Genomic DNA, 17,404 nt, shown 5'->3' with positions numbered 1-17,404 from the left:
TCGCGTGTGCCATCCATGGCACACGACGGTCCCGCGACGCTGCACACCCCCGCCCAGGCCCAGTCACTCGCAGGCATTCGCTCTACACTGACACAAAAAAAAGCCGCGACGCCTCTCAGCGCCGCGGCTCACCTCGCGGGGGAGGCAACGCGTCCAACCGGACGCGCCGAGGTCAAAACATGTGCAACCCACCGTTCACCGCGTAATCGGCACCGGTCACGTAGGCCGCATCATCCGACGCCAGCCACGCGCACAGGCTCGCCACTTCCTCCGGCTTGCCCAGCCGGCGGATCGGCACCGACCCGGCCAGCCGGTCCAGCACGTCCGGCGGAAAACTGCTGATCGACTGGCTGGCGATATACCCCGGCGAAATCGTATTCACCGTCACCCCGCGTGCGGCCACCTCATTGGCCAGCGCACGGCTGAAGCCATGCATGGCCGCCTTGGCCGTAGCGAAATTGACCTGCCCGATCTGGCCCTTGTGCGCGCTCACCGAACCGATGTTCACGATCCGGCCCCAGCCACGCGCGGTCATCCCGTCGATCACCTGTTTGGTGATGTTGAACAACGCATGCAGATTCGAGCCCATCACCGCGTTCCAGTCGTCCGGACTCATCTGCCGGAACAGCACGTCGCGGCTGCCGCCGGCATTGTTGACCAGCACGTCGATCTCACCGACCTCCGCCTTGACCTTGGCAAACGCCGCCACCGTCGACGACCAGTCCGCGGCATTGCCCTCCGAAGCAATGAAGTCGAAGCCCAGCTCGCGCTGCTCGCGCAGCCAGCCGGCCTTGCGTGGCGAGTTCGGTGCGCAACCGGCGACCACCGTGTGGCCGTTGCGCGCCAGTTTCTGGCAGATGGCCGTGCCAACACTGCCCATGCCGCTGGTGACGTAAGCGATGCGAAGCGTCATTGCTGAAGACTCCTTGGTAACCGGATCAGGGCGCGGCCCATCAGGCCGCGATGGGATACAGACCGAACAGCAGGCCACCGACCATCAACAGCAGCGAGATGGCGATCGCCCACTTCAGGGTGAATTTCTGGTGGTCGGCAAACTCCACTTTGGCCAGGCCCACCAGCAGGTAAGTCGAGGGCACCAGCGGGCTGAGCAGGTGCACTGGCTGCCCGGCCAGCGACGCACGCGCCATCTCCACCGGGGTGATGCCGTAGGTGCCGGCAGCCTCGGACAGGATTGGCAGCACGCCGAAGTAGAAGGCGTCGTTGGACATGAAGAAGGTGAACGGCATGGATGCGATCGCGGTGATCACCGCAAGATACGGGCCCCAGCTGTCGGGGATGATCGCCAGGAAGCTGTGCGACATCGCCTCGACCATGCCGGTGTTGTTGAGGATGCCGGTGAAAATACCTGCGGCGAAGATCAGCGCCACCACCGACAGCACGTTGCCGGCATGGTTGACCACGCGGCGGCGCTGCTCGGCCAAGTTGGGGTAGTTGATCACCAGCGCGATCGCAAAGCCCACCATGAACAGCACCGGCATCGGCAGCACGCCCAGGATCAACGCCGTCATCAGCGCGATGGTCAGCGCCAGGTTCACCCACAGCAGCTTGGGGCGCTTGACGTCTTCGGCGTCTTCGACGGTCGGCAGCGCATTGCCATCGTCGGACACGCTGTTGTCCATCCAGCTGCCACCCTGCGGCAGGCTCACCACGCCCAGGCGGCGGCGCTCCTTCAGGCCCAGATACCAGGCCAGCAGCAGCACGCCGGCGCAGGCGATCACCATCGAGGGGATCAGCGGCACGAAGACATCGGCCGGGTCCACGTGCAGCGCGGTGGCCGCGCGCGCGGTCGGCCCACCCCACGGGGTCAGATTCATCACGCCACCGGCGAGGATGGTTACGCAGGTCATGTTGAGCGCGTTCATGCCAAGCCGTTGGTACAGCGGCAGCATCGCCGACACGGTGATCATGTAGGTGGTCGAACCGTCGCCATCGAGCGAGATCAGCATCGCCAGGATCGCGGTGCCAAGCACGATCTTCATCGGGTCGCCCTTGACGAAGCGCAGGATGATCCGCACCAGCGGATCGAACAGCCCCGCATCGATCATCACCCCGAAGTAGAGGATGGCGAACATCAGCATCACGCCGGTGGGCGCGATCTTCTTGATGCCCTCCAGCATCATCTCGTCGATGCCGGCGCCGAAGCCGCCGATCAGCGCGAAGACGATCGGGATGGTGATGAGGGCGACCAGCGGCGACAGCCGCTTGCTCATGATCAAGTACATGAATGTAATGACCATGCCAAAGCCGAGGATGCTCAGCATCATCTGCAGACTCCAGGAGGGGTAGGGCGGAAGAAGAGGGTCAGAAATCGAACTGCAGACGGCCGGTCACCGCGCGGGTGCGGTCCAACGTGGCGCTGGCCAGGCGGTCGCGGTTGCGGCTTTCGATCAGGTTGAGCATGAAGCGCAGGTTTTCGCGCATGTACCAGTTGCCGCCCAGCGTCCATGCCTCGGTCTGTGCATCGCGCAGGTCCGGCTGGCCGATCAGGTGCTGGTCGCCGCGCATCTGGTCGTAGCGCAGTGCCAGCTCGAACGCGCCGGCGGTGTGCTGGAAATCCTTGACCCGCCCGAAGCGGCCGGTCTTGCGGTCGTACACCCGCGACTCGCCGGTGACGAACCAGCTCACCAGCCCGTAGCCGGCCAGCACCTTGCCGCGCTGGCTGCCGTCGTCGAAGGTGGCACCGCTGAATTCGCCCTGCCAGGACAGCGGGCCGCGCACCTGCGCGTATTCCAGCGACCACTTGTTGACGTCGGTGTCGCGCCCGGCCGAGAAATCGACCAGGGTCAGCCGGCTGTTGTCGGAGAGGTGGCCAGCCGGGCGCGGGCGGATCTTCAGCCCGGGCACACCGTTGGCGCCGGGAGTGTCATAGCGCTCGTGGGCCAGCGACAGGCCCAGGTGCAGCACATCGCCGGCGGTGGCGCCCGGCGCCCAGGTCGCGCGGCCACCGGCGGCACGGCCCTTCACTTGCCACGCGTCGATGCTTTCCAGGCTGTAGGCGCTGGCGGCCCAGGTCATGTCGCCACGGGCGGCCTGCCAGGAGGCGCCGAGGCGGTACAACGGCGCCAGCGTGGTGCCGGCGTTGCCGCGCTCCAGGAAGGTACCGTAGTTGGAACTGGTGCGGTCATCGAGCGAGAAGAACTGCTTGAACTGGCCGACGGTGAGCTTGCCTGCGTCGCCGAAGCTGCGGCTGACGAACACATCCTTGGCCTCGACCCGGTCGCCCGAAAAATCGGCTTCCAGCTTGTAGTCGACCACGAAGAACCTGCCCGACACGTCCACCCAGGCGCGGCGGATCTCCGTGTCGTCCTTGTTCGGGGTGCCACGGCCGTCATTGTCGAAATCGGCGAAATCCAGATGCAGGCGGCCGCCGAGCGTGGCGGTGACCGGGCGGTCTTCCTCGCTGGCTTCGGCAGCCCAGAGCGGCGCGGCCAGCATCAGCAGGGTACAGGCGGCCGGCGTGCGCCAGCGCAGTGTGTTCAGTTCCACGGACCCTCCCAGGTACTCGTTCGTGCAGGTGTGTCGCCAATGGCATCGGCACGGTGTGCGATGCGATGGCGCAGCCTAGAGCCGGGAAGCTGTCATCCACCTGTCAGGGGTTTGTGCGTTGCAGCGAAGCCCACGGGAGTGGCCGCTCGCGCTAGGATTCGTGCTCCTGAGAGATTTCCCGACCGATGCGCCTGCTGCTGGTGGAAGACAACCCGGACCTGGCCGATGCCATCGTCCGCCGCATGCGCCGCAGTGGCCACGCGGTGGACTGGCAGCGCGACGGGCTGGCCGCGGCCAGCGTGCTGCGCTACCAGAGCTTCGACCTGGTGGTGCTGGATATCGGCCTGCCCAAGCTGGACGGCCTGCGCGTGCTGGCCGGCATGCGCGAGCGCGGCGACAGCACCCCGGTGCTGATGCTGACCGCGCGCGATGGCATCGAAGACCGCGTGCAGGCGCTGGATGTCGGCGCCGATGATTACCTGGGCAAACCGTTCGACTTCCGCGAGTTCGAAGCACGCTGCCGGGTGCTGCTGCGGCGCACCCGTGGCCAGGCCAGCGAAGTGGTGCAGATCGGCGCGTTCCAGTTCGACAACGCCTCGCACCGGGTCAGCCTGGACGGCCAGCCGATCGAGCTGCCCAACCGCGAATACCGGCTGCTGGAAATCCTGATGGGGCGACTGGGCCAGGTGGTGGGCAAGGACGAGATCGGCAACGGCCTGTTCGGCTTCGATGACGAGGCCGGCCCCAATGCGATCGAACTCTACGTGGGCCGCCTGCGCCGCAAGCTGGCCGACGCGCCGCTGCGGATCGTGACCGTGCGTGGTAGTGGTTATCTGCTTGAGGCCATCGACGACGCTGCGGGCGCGGCCGCCGATGGCGACTGACCCGCGCACCTCCGGCTCGATCCGGCACACCTTGTGGCTGTACCTGGGCGCGTTCCTGGCGCTGTTCGCCATCGTCCTGTTGTTCGGCGCACGCGACTACGGCCAGCGCGCGGCCAATCGCTCCTACGACCACCTGCTGGTGTCCTCGGCATTGTCGATCATCGATTCGGTGGCGCTGGTGGAGGCCCAGTGGCAGGTCGATCTGCCGTATGCCGCGCTGGACCTGTTGGCGATGGCGCCGGAAGACCGCGTGTTCTATCGGGTCTCCGATGCGCGCGATGCCACCGTGACCGGCTACCCGGACCTGCCCGCGCCACCGCACCCGCCCAGCGATCGCCCGCAATTGTTCGATGCCCCCTACAGCGGGGAGCAGGTGCGCTTTGTGGTGGTGTCACGGCGGGTGTCCTCGCCGTCGGCGCAGGGCGAAGTGCGCGTCCAGGTCGGGCAGACCCGCCGGGCGCGCGAGGCGCTGGCCCAGGACATGGTGACCCGCGCGCTGCTGGCGATCGGGGTGTTGTCGCTCCTGTCGCTGGCCCTGGTCGGGCTGGGCGTGCACCGTGCGCTGCGTCCGCTGGTGCGGATGGAGCGTGAGCTGGCACGGCGCGAGCCCTCCGATCTGAAACCGCTGGATGCCAGCGTGCCGCGCGAGATGGACAAGATGGTCGGCGCGCTGAACCACTTCATGGGCCGGCTGTCGGCCAGCAACGAAACCCTGCGCGCGTTCATGGCTGAGGCCGCGCACCAGATGCGCACGCCGTTGGCGGCACTGCGCGCGCAGGCACAGCTGGCGCTGGACGAAGAAGAGCCAGAGGACATGCGCCGCAGCCTGCACGCCATCGAGCGCAATGCCACCCACATGAGCCGCCTGCTCAACCAGCTGCTCAGCGACGCCAGCGTGATCCACCGCGCCAACCTGCAGCGCTTCGCACCGGTCGATCTGGCCGAAATCCTGCACCAGGCACTGCATGAAGCCCTGCCACAGGCGATGCCGGCGCCGCGCGTGCAGCTGGCCGTTGGCGTGCAGGCGGCCTGGGTGCAGGGCGATGCGCTGCTGCTGCGCGAGGCGATCAAGAACCTGATCGACAACGCGGTCAAATACGGTGGCGACGGCAGCCTGCAGGTGGCGCTGACCGAAGAAGCACAGCAGTGCGTGCTGACCATTGCCGACCACGGCCCGGGCATTGCCGCGGCCGACGCCGAGCGGGTGTTCGAGCGCTTCGCGCGCGGCGAGGGCGCGGCTGCCGGCGGTGCCGGGCTGGGCCTGGCGATCGTCAAGCGCGTCATCGACAGCCATGGGGGCCAGATCGATCTGAGCAACCGCGTGGGCGGGGGACTGGTCGCCACCATCCGCCTGCCGAGGATGCATCCATGAAAGCTGCATGGCTTGTGCTGCTGCTGGTCGTCGCGGGCAATGCGTGGGGGGCACCCGGCGATGTACAGCGGTTTCCCGCCAAAGGCGTGCCGACCGCGCAGCTGCGCATCCACGGCTCGACCGACATCGAGGTGTTCGCCACCGTCATCGCCGACTACCAGCGCCTGCACCCGGGCACCGAGATTCTCTACGAGGACGTGATCACCCAGGACATCTATGCGCGCTACCTGCGCGACCGCAGCGGGCCGAACGCGCCGGACATGCTGATCAGCAGCGGCATGGACCTGCAGACCAAGCTGGTAAACGACGGCCACGCGTTGGCGCACCGCTCGGTGCAGACCGACGCGCTGCCGGCGTGGGCGCAATGGCGGCACGAGGCGTTCGGAATCAGCTACGAACCGGTGGCGATGGTCTACAACACGCGCACGCTGCCGGCCGCACGGGTGCCCCGCACGCGCCGCCAGCTGCTGGACCTGCTGCGCGCGCCGGACGCGCCGCTGCAGGGCAGGGTGGGCACCTACGATGTGGAGCGCAGCAGCGTGGGCTACCTGCTGGCCACCCAGGACGGCCAGCGCGGCAGCATGGCCGGTGCGCTGCTCGGCGCGCTCGGCGACAACGGCGTGCAGCTGGAAGAACGCACCGGCGTGTTGCTGGACAGGGTCAGCAGTGGCCAGCTGTCGCTGGTCTACAACGTGTTGGGCTCCTACGCGCAGGCGCGCATCGACGCCGGCGCGCCGCTGGGCATCGTCGAGCCGGAGGACTACACCCTGGTGGTGCTGCGCACCGCGGTGATCCCGCGCAGCAGCCGGCACCCGGAGGAGTCGCGCCGCTTCCTGGACTACCTGCTCTCGCCGCGTGGCCAGCAGGTGCTCTCGCGCGAGGCGCGGCTGATGCCGATCCTGCCCGCGCAGGGCCAGCAACGTGGCCGCTCGCCTGAGCGCAGCTACCGGCCCATCCAGTTGGGCCCCGGCCTGCTGGTGTACCTGGACGCGCTGAAACGCCGCCAGTTCCTCGAAGCCTGGCGCGGCAGCATGCGGCAGCGCGACGACCGGTAACGACGGCCGCCGGCCGTCAACCTTCACCCGCGTAACAACGATCCAAGCCGGTAATGACGGCCGCTGGCCCTCAACCTCAACACGACGATCCACCCCGGTAGTGACGGCCGCTGGCCGTCAACCTCATTGCAACGATCCACCCCGGTAGTGACGGCCGCTGGCCGTCAACCTCGTTGCAACGATCCACCCGTGTAGCGCCGGGCTCTGCCCGGCAACCGCATTACAATGGACCGCATGAGCGAATTCACCGTCCTGATTGCCGACGACCACCCGTTGCTGCGCGCGGCGGTGGTGCACTCGCTGCGCCAGTCGCTCCCGCAGGCGCAGGTGCTCGAAGTGGCCAGCGCCTCCGCACTGGAAGCCGCGCTGGACCAGCACCCGGAGATCGAGCTGGTGCTGCTGGACCTGACCATGCCCGGTGCCCGCGGGTTCTCCTCGCTGCTGCACGTACGCGGCGCGCACCCGGACATCCCGGTGGTCATCGTCTCCTCCAACGACCATCCGCGCGTCATCCGCCGCGCGCAGCAGTTCGGCGCAGCCGGCTTCATCCCCAAATCCGCCCCCGCCGAGACTATCGGCCAGGCGGTGGCGGCGGTGCTCGATGGCGGGGTGTGGTTCCCGGCCATGGCGCCAGAGCGCTCCGAGTCCGACGCGCTGCTCGCCGCACGCCTCGCCCAGCTCACCCCGCAGCAGTTCCGCGTGCTGCTGTGCCTGGCCGACGGCCTGCTCAACAAGCAAATCGCCTACGAGCTGGGCCTGGCTGAGAACACGGTGAAGGTGCATGTCACCGCGATCCTGAAAAAGCTGGAATGCCACAGCCGCACGCAGGCTGCGGTACTGGTGAAGGCGCTGGAGCCGGAAGGCGATGCCGGCGCGGGGCTGGACGGCTGAGGCCGCGGGGCGGGGACACATCGTCACCTCCGGAGGGTGTCAGCCGAGCATGGCTCGGCTCTACCAGAGCGTGGCACCCTGGCCCCCCAACCCACCCGGTAGAGCCGAGCCATGCTCGGCTGCTCCCCAACCCACCCGGTAGAGCCGAGCCACGCTCGGCTGACACCCCAATCTACCCGGCAGAGCCGAGCCACGCTCGGCTGCTCCCAATCCACCCGGTAGAGCCGAGCCATGCTCGGCTGCTTCCGAATCACCGATCATCCCCGATGCCGTACCAGCAACTGCGTCATCAACGCGCGCAGCGCCGGCGGCCGCACCGGCTTGGACAGGAACCCCCACCCGTTCTCTGCAGCCTGCGCCTTCAACACATCATCGCGCTCGGCGGTCACCAGGATCACCGGTGGCCGCGCCTGCCACAGTCCACACAACTGCTCATACAGATCCGGGCCGTGCCACTGGCCCATGCGCACATCCAGCAGCAGCAACTGCGGCACGTTGAGCGCGGAGGCGATTTCCAGCACGGCCTGCGGCCCATCGGCCAGCTCCACCGCGCAGCCCCAGCGCTCCAGCAGCGCGCGGGTGGCGGCGCACACACGCGGGTCGTCATCGATGCTCCAGACCCGGCAATGCCGCAGCGGGCTGTCATCGCCGGCGTCAGCCGCTACGGCCGGCACCGGCGTCGGCGCCGGAATGGCCGCCGCGTCGCCGAGCGGCACGCTCACCGTGAACACGCTGCCGCGTCCCAGCGTGGAGCGCAGATGGATGCCATGCCCCAGCAGGCGGCCGATGCGTTCGACGATGGCCAATCCCAGCCCGGCGCCGCGTTCCTGTTCGACGCCATCATCCAGCCGGCGGAACTCCTCGAAGATCTCGCCCTGCAGGCTCTCCGGAATGCCCGGGCCCTGGTCGTGCACCTCGATGCGCAACTGGTCGCCCACGCGGCGGCAGCCCAGCAACACGCGCCCGCGCGGGGTATAACGCAGCGCATTGGACAGGAAGTTCTGCAGGATCCGGCGCAGCAATGCCTCATCGCTGACCACCACCGCCCGCGTATCCACCCAACGCAGCTGCAGCCCGCGACTGTCGGCGGCGATGCCGAACTCACGTGCCAGTGTCTCCAGCAGCGGCGATAGCGCGAACGCGCGCACGTGGGTCTGCAGCGCGCCCGATTCCAGCCGCGATATATCCAGCAGGCTGGTCAGGATCGCATCCTGCGCGGCCAGCGCCGCATCCACGTGCTCGCTCAATGCGCGCGCATCACCGTGCAGCTTGCCGCGCAGCACCGAAACGAACATGCGCGCGGCGTTCAACGGTTGCAGCAGGTCGTGCACGGCCGAGGCGACGAAACGCGATTTGTAGCGGTTGGCCCGCTCGGCCTCGCGGCGCGCCTCGTCCAGGTCACGGGTGCGCTCGGCCACGCGGTGCTCCAGCGCATCGGCCAGCGAGCGCAGTTCACGCGCGGTGTTCTTGTAGGCGGTGATGTCGGCATAGCTGGTGACAAAGCCGCCATCGGGCAGCGGATTGCCGCGGATCTCCAGCACGGTGCCGTCGTCTTTCTCGCTCTCGCGCATGTGCGGCCGGCCGCTGCGCAGGTGGTTCAAGCGGCGCTCGATCGCCTCATCGATTGGGCCGGGACCGAGCAGGCCACGGCGCGCGTTGTAGCGAAAGATCTCCTCGATCGGGCGGCCGACCCGGATCAGCCCGGGCGGAAATTTGAACAGCTCCAGGTAGCGCGCATTCCATGCCACCAGGTTCTGTTCGTTGTCGATCACCACCACGCCCTGCGGCAGGTGCGCCAGGCTGCGGCTGAGCCCGCTGTCGGCCTGCTGGGCGGCCTGCAGCACGCCATCCTGCGCGGTACGCAGCTCCTCGGCATGCTGGGCCAGCACGCTTTCCAGCTCGCGTCGGCTGCGCTGCCGATGCGCATCCAGCCGCCGCCGCTGCTGTACGAACAGCACCAGGAAGCCCAACGCCAACCACGCCGCGCCGCCGCCGATGGCCGCGCTGCGCCCGGCGCTGGTGGCCGCGCCGGCATCGTGCAGCAGGTGCAGGTTCCAGTGTTCCTCGGGCAGGGCCAGGCTTTGCCAGAGCATCCGTCCGGGCAGCGCCGGATCGAGCAGGCGCACCATGCGCCCGCCGTTCTCAAGCACATCTTCGGTGCGGACCCGCAGCGGTTGCAGCGAGCGGTCGGCGTACTGCCGCGCTTCCAGCATCTCGCGGCGCTCGCCCGGCCCCAGCGGGCGCAGCAGGCGGTAGCGCCAAACATCGCGGTTGGCCAGGAACACCACGTCATGCTCATCGCTGGCCAGCACCACGTCCGGGCTGGGCAACCATTCCTGTTCCAATGCCGACAGTTCGATCTTGATCACCACCACGCCGACCCGCACGCCGTCTTCCTCGATCGCCTGGGACAGGAAATACCCGGGCACGCCGGTGGTCATGCCGATGCCGTAGAAACGACCCCGGCCGGTGGCCAGCGCCTGGCGGTAATAGGGGCGGTAGCTGTAATCCTCGCCGACGTTGCTGCTGGGCTGGTCCCAGTTGCTGGCGGCCACGGCCACGCCGTCGTGGCCGACCAGGGTCAGGGTGGAGGCGCGGGTCACCTGGTTGGCGCGCTGCAGTTTCAGGTTCAGGCGCTGCCGCGCGGCGGCATCGGGCACCTTGAGCAGGGCGCGGCGCAGGTCCGGGTCCAGTGCCAGCACCTGCGGCAGGGTCCCGAAGCGGTCGATACGCTGCTGCAGTCCCTGGCCGTACAGTTCCAGCTGGCGTTGCACCTGGGCACTTTCGGTGGCCAGCGCACGCCGCCAGGCATAGTGCCCGGCGGCGGCCGCGCACAGCAGTGTGCCGCCGATCATCAGCAGCAGGGTCAACAGCAGGGTGCGATGGCGGCCGAGCCAGTACATGGCGGCAGTCTACGGTCGTGCGGCGGGCGCGATGTACACACCCGCCGCGATGGGCCCGATCAGAAGTGCATCTGCGCGCGCAGTTCGAAGATGTCCGGCTGGGTATGCACGCCGCGACGGCTGGCGTCGGCCTTCACGTAGTTGGCCTGGAACTTGAAGTGGCTGGTGAGGTACCAGTTGGCGCCCAAGGTCCAGTCGTGCTGGCGGCCACCGAAAACATCGGCGTCGTCCAGGTCCAGGCGGCTGTAACGGGCCACCAGTTCCACCGCGCCGTAGTCATGGGCCGGCTTGATGTTGGCCACCGCGCCGGCGTTGTACGGACGCGATTCCCCGGTGAGCACCCAGCTGGCCATGGCGTACTGGCCGTCGCCGGTGTAGTCCGGCTTGCCCTGGCGGGTGACGGTGGTCTGCAGGGCTTCGGCCTGCAGCGAGAACGGGCCACGGATCCAGATGCCTTCCAGGCCGGTGCGGCGGATCTGGTCGGCAGTGGCCAGTGCGCCGGAGTCGACCAGGCGGATGTCGGTCAGGCCGGCTTCCGGACGAGCGCGCAGGCGCGCGCTGGCTTCATGGTGCACGTCGCGGCCATCGCGGTAGCCGCGCGGGTTTTCCTGCGAGTAGGCCAGGCCCAGGTGCAGCACGTCGCCGGCGGCCTTGATCGGGGTCCACACCGCACGCACGGCCTGCGTGGTGCCGGGGTTGTCGCCCTGCAGGTCCTTGCCGCCGTAGGCGCCGGCCTGCAGCAGGTACTGCGGGCGCTCCAGCACCCACTCCACGCCGGTGCGGCGGCCTGCGTAGAAGGCCTGCACGGGCAGCGCGGTTTCCAGGAAGCTGCCGGCGCGCGAGGAAGTGTTGGCGTCCAGGCCGACCGGGGTCTTCATGTAGCCGAAGCGGAAGCGGCCGATGTCGCTGCCGAAGAAGGCCTTGCTTTCAACGCGCACGAACACGTCCAGCCAGGTGTCGGCCTGGAAGTCGTAGTACACCATCGCGTCGTACACCCCCTTCTTCTTCAGGGTGGCGCCGAATTCCTTGCGGCGCACCGCGTCATCGTCTTCGATGCCGCTGGCCGAGGAAAAATCGTTGTAGTCGTAGGCGATGTTGGCGGTGGCGGCCAGTTCGGTGCCATCGCTGAAGGCGACCTTGGTCGGCCAGTTGTCGAAATCGGCCGCCGAGGCCAGGGCGGGGGTGGCAGCCAGGCACAGGGCCAGCAGGGTCGGGGTCGGGCGCATGGAGGAGCAGCTCTCTGGGTTCATTGAAGCGGACAGGACAACAACGGCCGCAGCGCCGGAAACTGTTGCCCTTCAGGGCTGCGCGCGGTCACCAGCCGCCGTGGGGGAGGGCGGGATGGGCGCAGTGTAGGCACCCATCGCTGCCTGAACCGGGGGGCTAGTACCAATAGGTTATCTGCGTGGCGGTGACTCGCGCGTACAAATGCGTCCATCCCCCGCCGCCCTGCCTGTTCCGGCGCCGCGACGGGGTTTCCTTGGAACTGGCCTGCTGCTGCCGTGCGGGCCGGACGCAACAACACCGCTTTCCCGGAGTCCGCCATGCACGTACCCACCGCCGCCGCGCTGTCGGCCAAGCCGCTGCCCTTCTACCGCCAGCTGTATTTCCAGGTGGTCGTGGCGATCGTCCTGGGCGCCGTCCTCGGCCACTTCGAGCCGGCCTTCGCCGAATCGCTCAAGCCGCTCGGTGATGCCTTCATCAAGCTGGTGAAGATGATCATCGCCCCGGTGATCTTCCTCACCATCGTCACCGGTATCGCCGGCATGACCCACCTGCGCACCGTGGGCCGGGTGTTCGCCAAGTCGATGGCCTACTTCCTGTTCTTCTCCACCCTGGCCCTGATCGTGGGCATGATCGTGGCGCACGTGGTGCAGCCCGGTGCCGGCATGAACATCAACCCGGCCGACCTGGACCAGACCGCGGTCCACAGATACGTGGAGAAATCCCACGAGCTGACCCTGACCGGCTTTGCGATGGACATCATTCCGGCCACCCTGGTCAGCGCCTTCGTAGACGGCAACATCCTGCAGGTGCTGTTCGTGGCGGTGCTGTTCGGCATTGCGCTGGCCCTCACTGGTGCGAAGGGCCGCCCGGTGCTGACCTTCCTGGAGGCGCTGACCGCCCCGGTGTTCCGCCTGGTGCACATCCTGATGAAGGCCGCCCCGATCGGCGCCTTCGGTGCCATCGCCTTCACCATCGGCAAATACGGGGTGGGGTCGCTGATCAACCTGGCCTGGCTGGTGGGCTCGTTCTACCTCACCGCGTTCCTGTTCGTGGCCGTCATCCTGGGCGTGGTCTGCCGCCTGTGCGGGTTCTCGGTGTTCAAGCTGGCCCGCTACCTCAAGGCCGAGCTGCTGCTGGTGCTGGGCACCTCCTCGTCCGAATCGGCGCTGCCCTCGCTGATGGAGAAGATGGAGCGCGCCGGCTGCGCCAAGTCGGTGGTGGGCCTGGTGGTCCCGACCGGCTACTCGTTCAACCTGGATGGCACCAACATCTACATGACCCTGGCCGCGCTGTTCATCGCCCAGGCCACCAACACCGAACTGACCCTGGGCCACCAGATCGCGCTGCTGCTGGTGGCGATGCTCAGCTCCAAGGGCGCCGCCGGCGTCACCGGTGCCGGTTTCATCACCCTGGCCGCCACCCTGGCGGTGGTGCCGGAAGTGCCGGTGGCCGGCATGGCGCTGATCCTCGGCGTGGACCGCTTCATGAGCGAATGTCGCTCGCTGACCAACTTCATCGGCAATGCCGTGGCCACCGTGGTGGTGTCGCGCTGGGAAGGCGCGTTGGACCGCGATCGCCTGGCGATGGCGCTGGATGGCCGCGAGGCCGAACTGCCGGCATTGACCACCGACGACCTGCCGTCGCCGCTGACCGCGTCGGCGCACTGAACCCGCTTGCGTTTGTGTGTGTTGCAGGGCCTGCCCACTCCCCCTGGATGGCGGGCCCTGCTTTTTTATCGCTGCCACAGCAGTGATGCGACCTGTCATCGGCGTGCGCCACGCTGCCTGCATACGCTGCCGAACGGCTGGAAATATGTGCAGTTGCAGCATGGCCGCGACAGCGTAGCGACAGGTCCATCCACGCCAACGGGGGTATGATCCCCTGTTCCTCTCGCCCATTCATCTGCAGAAAGCGATGTCCAACGAAGATTTCAAACAGGCAGCCCTCGACTATCACCGGCTCTCGCCGCCCGGCAAGATCAAGGTCACCGCGACCAAGCCGATGTTGACCCAGCGCGATCTGTCGTTGGCCTATTCGCCGGGCGTGGCACACGCCTGCGAAGCGATCATGGCCGACCCGCAGCAGGCCAGCGAGCTGACCGCGCGCGGCAACCTCGTCGCCGTCATCTCCAACGGTACCGCCGTGCTGGGCCTGGGCAACATCGGCCCGCTGGCCGGCAAGCCGGTGATGGAAGGCAAGGGCGTGCTGTTCCAGAAGTTCGCCGGCATCGATGTGTTCGACATCGAGATCGACGAGAACGACCCGGACAAGCTGGTCGACATCATCGCCTCGCTGGAGCCGACCTTCGGCGGCATCAACCTGGAAGACATCAAGGCGCCGGAATGCTTCATCGTCGAGCGCAAGCTGCGCGAGCGGATGAACATCCCGGTGTTCCATGACGACCAGCACGGCACCGCGATCATCGTCGGTGCGGCCGTGCTCAACGCCATGGTCGTGACCGGCAAGAAGATCGAAGACATCAAGCTGGCCACCACCGGCATGGGCGCGGCGGGCATCTCCTGCGTCAACATGCTGGTTTCGCTGGGCCTGAAGCCGGAGAACATCCTGGCCTTCGACCGCGACGGCGTGATCCACACCGGCCGCACCGACCTGGACCCGGAAAAGGCGCGTTACGCACGCGACACCGACAAGCGCACGCTGGCCGAGATCGTCGACGGCGCGGATATCTTCCTCGGCCTGTCGGCCCCGGGCATCCTCACGGCGGACATGGTCAAAACCATGGCCAAGGATCCGGTGATCTTCGCCCTGGCCAACCCGACCCCGGAAATCATGCCGGAAGTGGCCCGTTCGGTACGTCCGGATGCGCTCATCGGCACCGGTCGTTCGGATTACCCGAACCAGATCAACAACGTGCTGTGCTTCCCGTACCTGTTCCGCGGGGCGCTGGACGTGGGCGCCACGGCGATCAACGAAGAAATGAAGATCGCCTGCGTGCACGCCATTGCCGCGATGGCGCGCCGCGAGGCCAGCGACTTGGGCTCGGCCTATGGCGATGAAACCCCGAGCTTCGGCCGCGATTACCTGATCCCCCGTCCGTTCGACCGCCGCCTGCTGGTGGAGCTGTCGGCCGCCGTGGCCCAGGCCGCGATGGATTCGGACGTAGCTACCCGTCCGGTCGCCGACATGGGCGCCTACCGCGAGAAGCTGGCCCAGTTCGTCTACCGCACCAGCCTGATGATGAAGCCGGTCTACGACCGTGCGCGCGCCGACAAGCAGCGCGTGGTGTATGCCGAAGGCGAAGAAGAAGTGGTGCTGCGCGCGGTGCAGAACGTGGTCGACGAAGGCCTGGCGTTCCCGATCCTGATCGGCCGCCCGGACGTGATCGAATCGCGCATCGAGCGCTTGGGTCTGCGGATGAAGGCCGAGGTCGATTTCGGCATCACCAACATCAACGACGACCCGCGTTTCAACGAGTACTGGCAGTACTACCACAACCTCACCGGCCGTCGCGGCGTGACCGTGGCCGCGGCCAAGAACCTGATGCGCTCGCGCCCGACACTGATCGCGGCGGTGATGGTGGCCCGTGGCGAAGCCGATGCGATGCTCACCGGCGTGGTCGGCCGCTTCCACAAGAAACTGGGTTATGTACGCAGCGTGCTGCCGCTGGAATCCAAGGTGACCTCCACCTCGGCCATGACCGGCGTGATCAACCAGCACGGCGTGTTCTTCTTCGTGGACACCCACGTGCAGGAAGACCCGACCGCCGAGCAGATCTGCGAAGCGACGCTGCAGGCGGCCTACCGCATGAAGCTGTTCGGGATCGAGCCGAAGGTGGCGTTGCTGTCGCACTCCAACTTCGGCAGCCACGATTCCAAGGACGCGTTGAAGATGCGCGCCGTGCGTGGCCTGCTGCTCAAGCGCAACCCGCGCTTGAACGTGGACGGCGAAATGCAGGGCGACACCGCATGGGACGAAGCGCTGCGCCAGAAGCTGCTGCCCAACAGCACGCTGAAGGGCCGCGCCAACCTGTTCGTGCTGCCCAACCTGGAAGCGGCCAACATCGCCTACAACCTGGTGCGCGTGTTCACCGATGGCGTGGCGATCGGCCCGATTCTGATGGGCGTGGCCAAGCCGGTGCACATCCTGACCACCAGCGCCACCTCGCGCCGCGTGCTCAACATGACCGCGATCGCCGCAGTCGATGCGCAGATCCGCAAGCAGCTGGAGGCCGAAAAGAACGGGGCGTAACGCGCCGCTCTTTTAGGCTCCAGCTTTCAAAGCGCGCCCTTCGGGGCGCGTTTTGGTTTCGCGAAGCGAAACAGGTAGCGCCACGCCATGCGTGGATGCACTTCGCCCCGCATCCTGCGCGTCACCAGGCGGCTTCGGCGTGCGTTCAACGCCGGCCAGAACCCCCACGCGTGGATGCTGCGGGCCTGGACACCTGGACACCTGGACCGCGCTGCGCGCGGTATCCACCCATGGCGTGAATCTACGCCGATGGCTACGTCCCCGATCGATATGCCGATGGCTACCCCGACGGCGACGTTGCCGATCAATAGTCCCGTAGCCCGGCCGTCACCGCCCTGCAACCTCCGCAAGGCCCAATACCCCCACGCGGCCCGGCCGCGGCGGAGGGCCACCGGCTCCCGCCGCCCTGGGCCCGACCAGACCCCCAATGGCCAGCCCGGAGTAGTCCCATGCGCAGTCGAACGACGAAACGCTATTTCCAGCAGCTGTTCGCGCTGTACGCCGGCCTGGTCGGCGCGCGCTGAGTCCCATCAGTGCCGCCCGCTGGCCGGCTACGGCGCTGAGCCCCGGTAGTGCCGGCCGCTGGCCGGCTCCTCCAAATGCGCGATCGGCAAGACAAGCACCCCTCTACGATAGGTGCCCAGCACCACATCAACGCGCCTTCACGTATGCCGCCCAAAGCGCCGGCAACGCCATCCCGGTGCGCTGCGTCCACAAGGCCGGCGCATAGCGCCCCTCGCGCAACGCCGCATCCAGCGCCTTTACCAGCCCGGGATGCTGGTCCTCGCTCCACTTCAGAAACGCACCGGTGACCCGGTAACCGGTATCGAAACGCTGCCCGTCCTTCACCGCCGTCGGCAGCGCCCAGCCGGCCGCCGCGTTGTGCCGACCATAGCGGTCGCGTGCGTAATCGGCGATGCCTTCCACCAGCCAGCCGGGCACGCGTTCGTTGGCGTACTCGGGGTAGCCCTGCACGATGTGCATCGCCTCATGGGTCACCAGGTCCACGTCGTCTGGATGTGTGGCCAACCAGCCCGGGTTGATGGTGATGGTGGCGGCCCCGTCGCCTTCGCCGACAAAGGCGACGCCGTCGTACGCCGGGTCGATCACGATGCGCGCCTGCGCCGGTGCGCCCGGATGGAAATCGGCGCGTTCGCGCAGATAGGCCGCGAAGAACGTCTCGATGATCCGGCCGCGCAGCGTCGCATCCAGCGCATCGCCCGGATCGCGGTAGGTCAGCGTCACCCCCTCGCGCTGCTGGCTGCCCTCGAACGCCGCGGCATCGAACGCCACCAACGCCAGCATCAGCACCCCGGTAGTGCCGGCCGCTGGCCGGCTCCCCATGACCCCATCGGC

12 protein-coding genes are annotated in these 17,404 nt (G+C 67.6%); 6 read left to right on the top strand and 6 right to left on the bottom strand.

What is annotated here, in order from left to right; genetic code table 11:
• Positions 1-172: 172 nt before the first annotated feature.
• From phbB to AC1DR7_RS06520, 3 genes are read right to left on the bottom strand one after another with little or no spacing between them, the layout of a single operon-like run.
• Positions 173-913 carry an acetoacetyl-CoA reductase gene (gene phbB / locus AC1DR7_RS06530; RefSeq protein ID WP_256776519.1) on the bottom strand — a complete coding sequence of 247 codons (741 nt, stop codon included), beginning with the start codon at positions 911-913 and terminating at the stop codon, positions 173-175.
• 40 nt (positions 914-953) lie between these two features.
• Complete coding sequence (locus tag AC1DR7_RS06525) at positions 954-2,282, bottom strand: CitMHS family transporter (protein WP_256776530.1); 1,329 nt, start codon at positions 2,280-2,282, stop codon at positions 954-956.
• A 40-nt stretch (positions 2,283-2,322) separates the two neighbouring features.
• Entirely contained in the window at positions 2,323-3,456 is a 1,134-nt protein-coding gene (locus AC1DR7_RS06520) for an OprO/OprP family phosphate-selective porin (RefSeq protein ID WP_457320200.1), read from the bottom strand.
• 236 nt (positions 3,457-3,692) lie between these two features.
• On the opposite strand from AC1DR7_RS06520, the gene AC1DR7_RS06515 reads away from it, so the two are divergent.
• From AC1DR7_RS06515 to AC1DR7_RS06500, 4 genes are all read left to right on the top strand, one after another.
• Positions 3,693-4,391 carry a response regulator gene (locus tag AC1DR7_RS06515; RefSeq protein WP_457320194.1) on the top strand — a complete coding sequence of 233 codons (699 nt, stop codon included), beginning with the start codon at positions 3,693-3,695 and terminating at the stop codon, positions 4,389-4,391.
• The gene (locus AC1DR7_RS06510; protein WP_457320196.1) at positions 4,381-5,763 is read left to right on the top strand and encodes a sensor histidine kinase N-terminal domain-containing protein; all 1,383 of its coding nucleotides are present in this window, start codon (positions 4,381-4,383) and stop codon (positions 5,761-5,763) included. Before AC1DR7_RS06515 ends, AC1DR7_RS06510 begins: the two co-directional genes overlap by 11 nt.
• Positions 5,760-6,818 carry an ABC transporter substrate-binding protein gene (locus tag AC1DR7_RS06505; RefSeq protein WP_457320198.1) on the top strand — a complete coding sequence of 353 codons (1,059 nt, stop codon included), beginning with the start codon at positions 5,760-5,762 and terminating at the stop codon, positions 6,816-6,818. The genes AC1DR7_RS06510 and AC1DR7_RS06505 overlap by 4 nt, the downstream gene beginning before the upstream one ends.
• 234 nt (positions 6,819-7,052) lie before the next feature.
• The gene (locus tag AC1DR7_RS06500) at positions 7,053-7,709 is read left to right on the top strand and encodes a LuxR C-terminal-related transcriptional regulator (RefSeq protein ID WP_457321110.1); all 657 of its coding nucleotides are present in this window, start codon (positions 7,053-7,055) and stop codon (positions 7,707-7,709) included.
• A 257-nt stretch (positions 7,710-7,966) separates the two neighbouring features.
• Here AC1DR7_RS06500 and AC1DR7_RS06495 read toward each other — a convergent pair whose 3' ends face one another.
• Positions 7,967-10,612 carry a hybrid sensor histidine kinase/response regulator gene (locus AC1DR7_RS06495; protein WP_478052730.1) on the bottom strand — a complete coding sequence of 882 codons (2,646 nt, stop codon included), beginning with the start codon at positions 10,610-10,612 and terminating at the stop codon, positions 7,967-7,969.
• Positions 10,613-10,671: 59 nt separating this feature from the next.
• On the bottom strand, positions 10,672-11,838 hold the full coding sequence (locus AC1DR7_RS06490) for an OprO/OprP family phosphate-selective porin (protein ID WP_457317950.1): 1,167 nt from the start codon (positions 11,836-11,838) through the stop codon (positions 10,672-10,674).
• A gap of 318 nt (positions 11,839-12,156) precedes the next feature.
• Between AC1DR7_RS06490 and AC1DR7_RS06485 the strand changes: the two genes are divergently transcribed.
• Positions 12,157-13,506, top strand: a complete 1,350-nt coding sequence (locus AC1DR7_RS06485; protein ID WP_457317949.1) for a dicarboxylate/amino acid:cation symporter — start codon at positions 12,157-12,159, stop codon at positions 13,504-13,506.
• Between the two features lie 247 nt (positions 13,507-13,753).
• Positions 13,754-16,048 (top strand): NADP-dependent malic enzyme, encoded by a 2,295-nt coding sequence (locus AC1DR7_RS06480; RefSeq protein ID WP_457317948.1) that lies wholly within the window; start codon positions 13,754-13,756, stop codon positions 16,046-16,048.
• A gap of 651 nt (positions 16,049-16,699) precedes the next feature.
• Here the strand turns inward: AC1DR7_RS06480 and AC1DR7_RS06475 are convergent.
• Positions 16,700-17,392, bottom strand: coding sequence for a basic secretory protein-like protein (locus AC1DR7_RS06475; protein ID WP_457317951.1), 693 nt, complete (start codon positions 17,390-17,392; stop codon positions 16,700-16,702).
• Positions 17,393-17,404 lie beyond the last annotated feature (12 nt).

The organism is Stenotrophomonas sp. P5_A9 (genome assembly GCF_056400525.1).
Note: the sequence above shows the minus strand (reverse complement) of the source record. Positions and strands in the feature narration are given on the sequence as shown.

Excerpts from the sequence above, each read along its gene's own strand:
- AC1DR7_RS06510 (WP_457320196.1), top strand. The coding sequence starts at position 4,381 with ATGGCGACTGACCCGCGCACCTCCGGCTCGATCCGGCACACCTTGTGG.
- AC1DR7_RS06525 (WP_256776530.1), bottom strand. The coding sequence starts at position 2,282 with ATGCTGAGCATCCTCGGCTTTGGCATGGTCATTACATTCATGTACTTG.
- AC1DR7_RS06515 (WP_457320194.1), top strand. The coding sequence starts at position 3,693 with ATGCGCCTGCTGCTGGTGGAAGACAACCCGGACCTGGCCGATGCCATC.
- AC1DR7_RS06480 (WP_457317948.1), top strand. The coding sequence starts at position 13,754 with ATGTCCAACGAAGATTTCAAACAGGCAGCCCTCGACTATCACCGGCTC.
- AC1DR7_RS06495 (WP_478052730.1), bottom strand. The coding sequence starts at position 10,612 with ATGTACTGGCTCGGCCGCCATCGCACCCTGCTGTTGACCCTGCTGCTG.
- AC1DR7_RS06485 (WP_457317949.1), top strand. The coding sequence starts at position 12,157 with ATGCACGTACCCACCGCCGCCGCGCTGTCGGCCAAGCCGCTGCCCTTC.
- AC1DR7_RS06490 (WP_457317950.1), bottom strand. The coding sequence starts at position 11,838 with ATGCGCCCGACCCCGACCCTGCTGGCCCTGTGCCTGGCTGCCACCCCC.
- AC1DR7_RS06505 (WP_457320198.1), top strand. The coding sequence starts at position 5,760 with ATGAAAGCTGCATGGCTTGTGCTGCTGCTGGTCGTCGCGGGCAATGCG.
- AC1DR7_RS06500 (WP_457321110.1), top strand. The coding sequence starts at position 7,053 with ATGAGCGAATTCACCGTCCTGATTGCCGACGACCACCCGTTGCTGCGC.
- phbB (WP_256776519.1), bottom strand. The coding sequence starts at position 913 with ATGACGCTTCGCATCGCTTACGTCACCAGCGGCATGGGCAGTGTTGGC.
- AC1DR7_RS06520 (WP_457320200.1), bottom strand. The coding sequence starts at position 3,456 with ATGCTGGCCGCGCCGCTCTGGGCTGCCGAAGCCAGCGAGGAAGACCGC.
- AC1DR7_RS06475 (WP_457317951.1), bottom strand. The coding sequence starts at position 17,392 with ATGGGGAGCCGGCCAGCGGCCGGCACTACCGGGGTGCTGATGCTGGCG.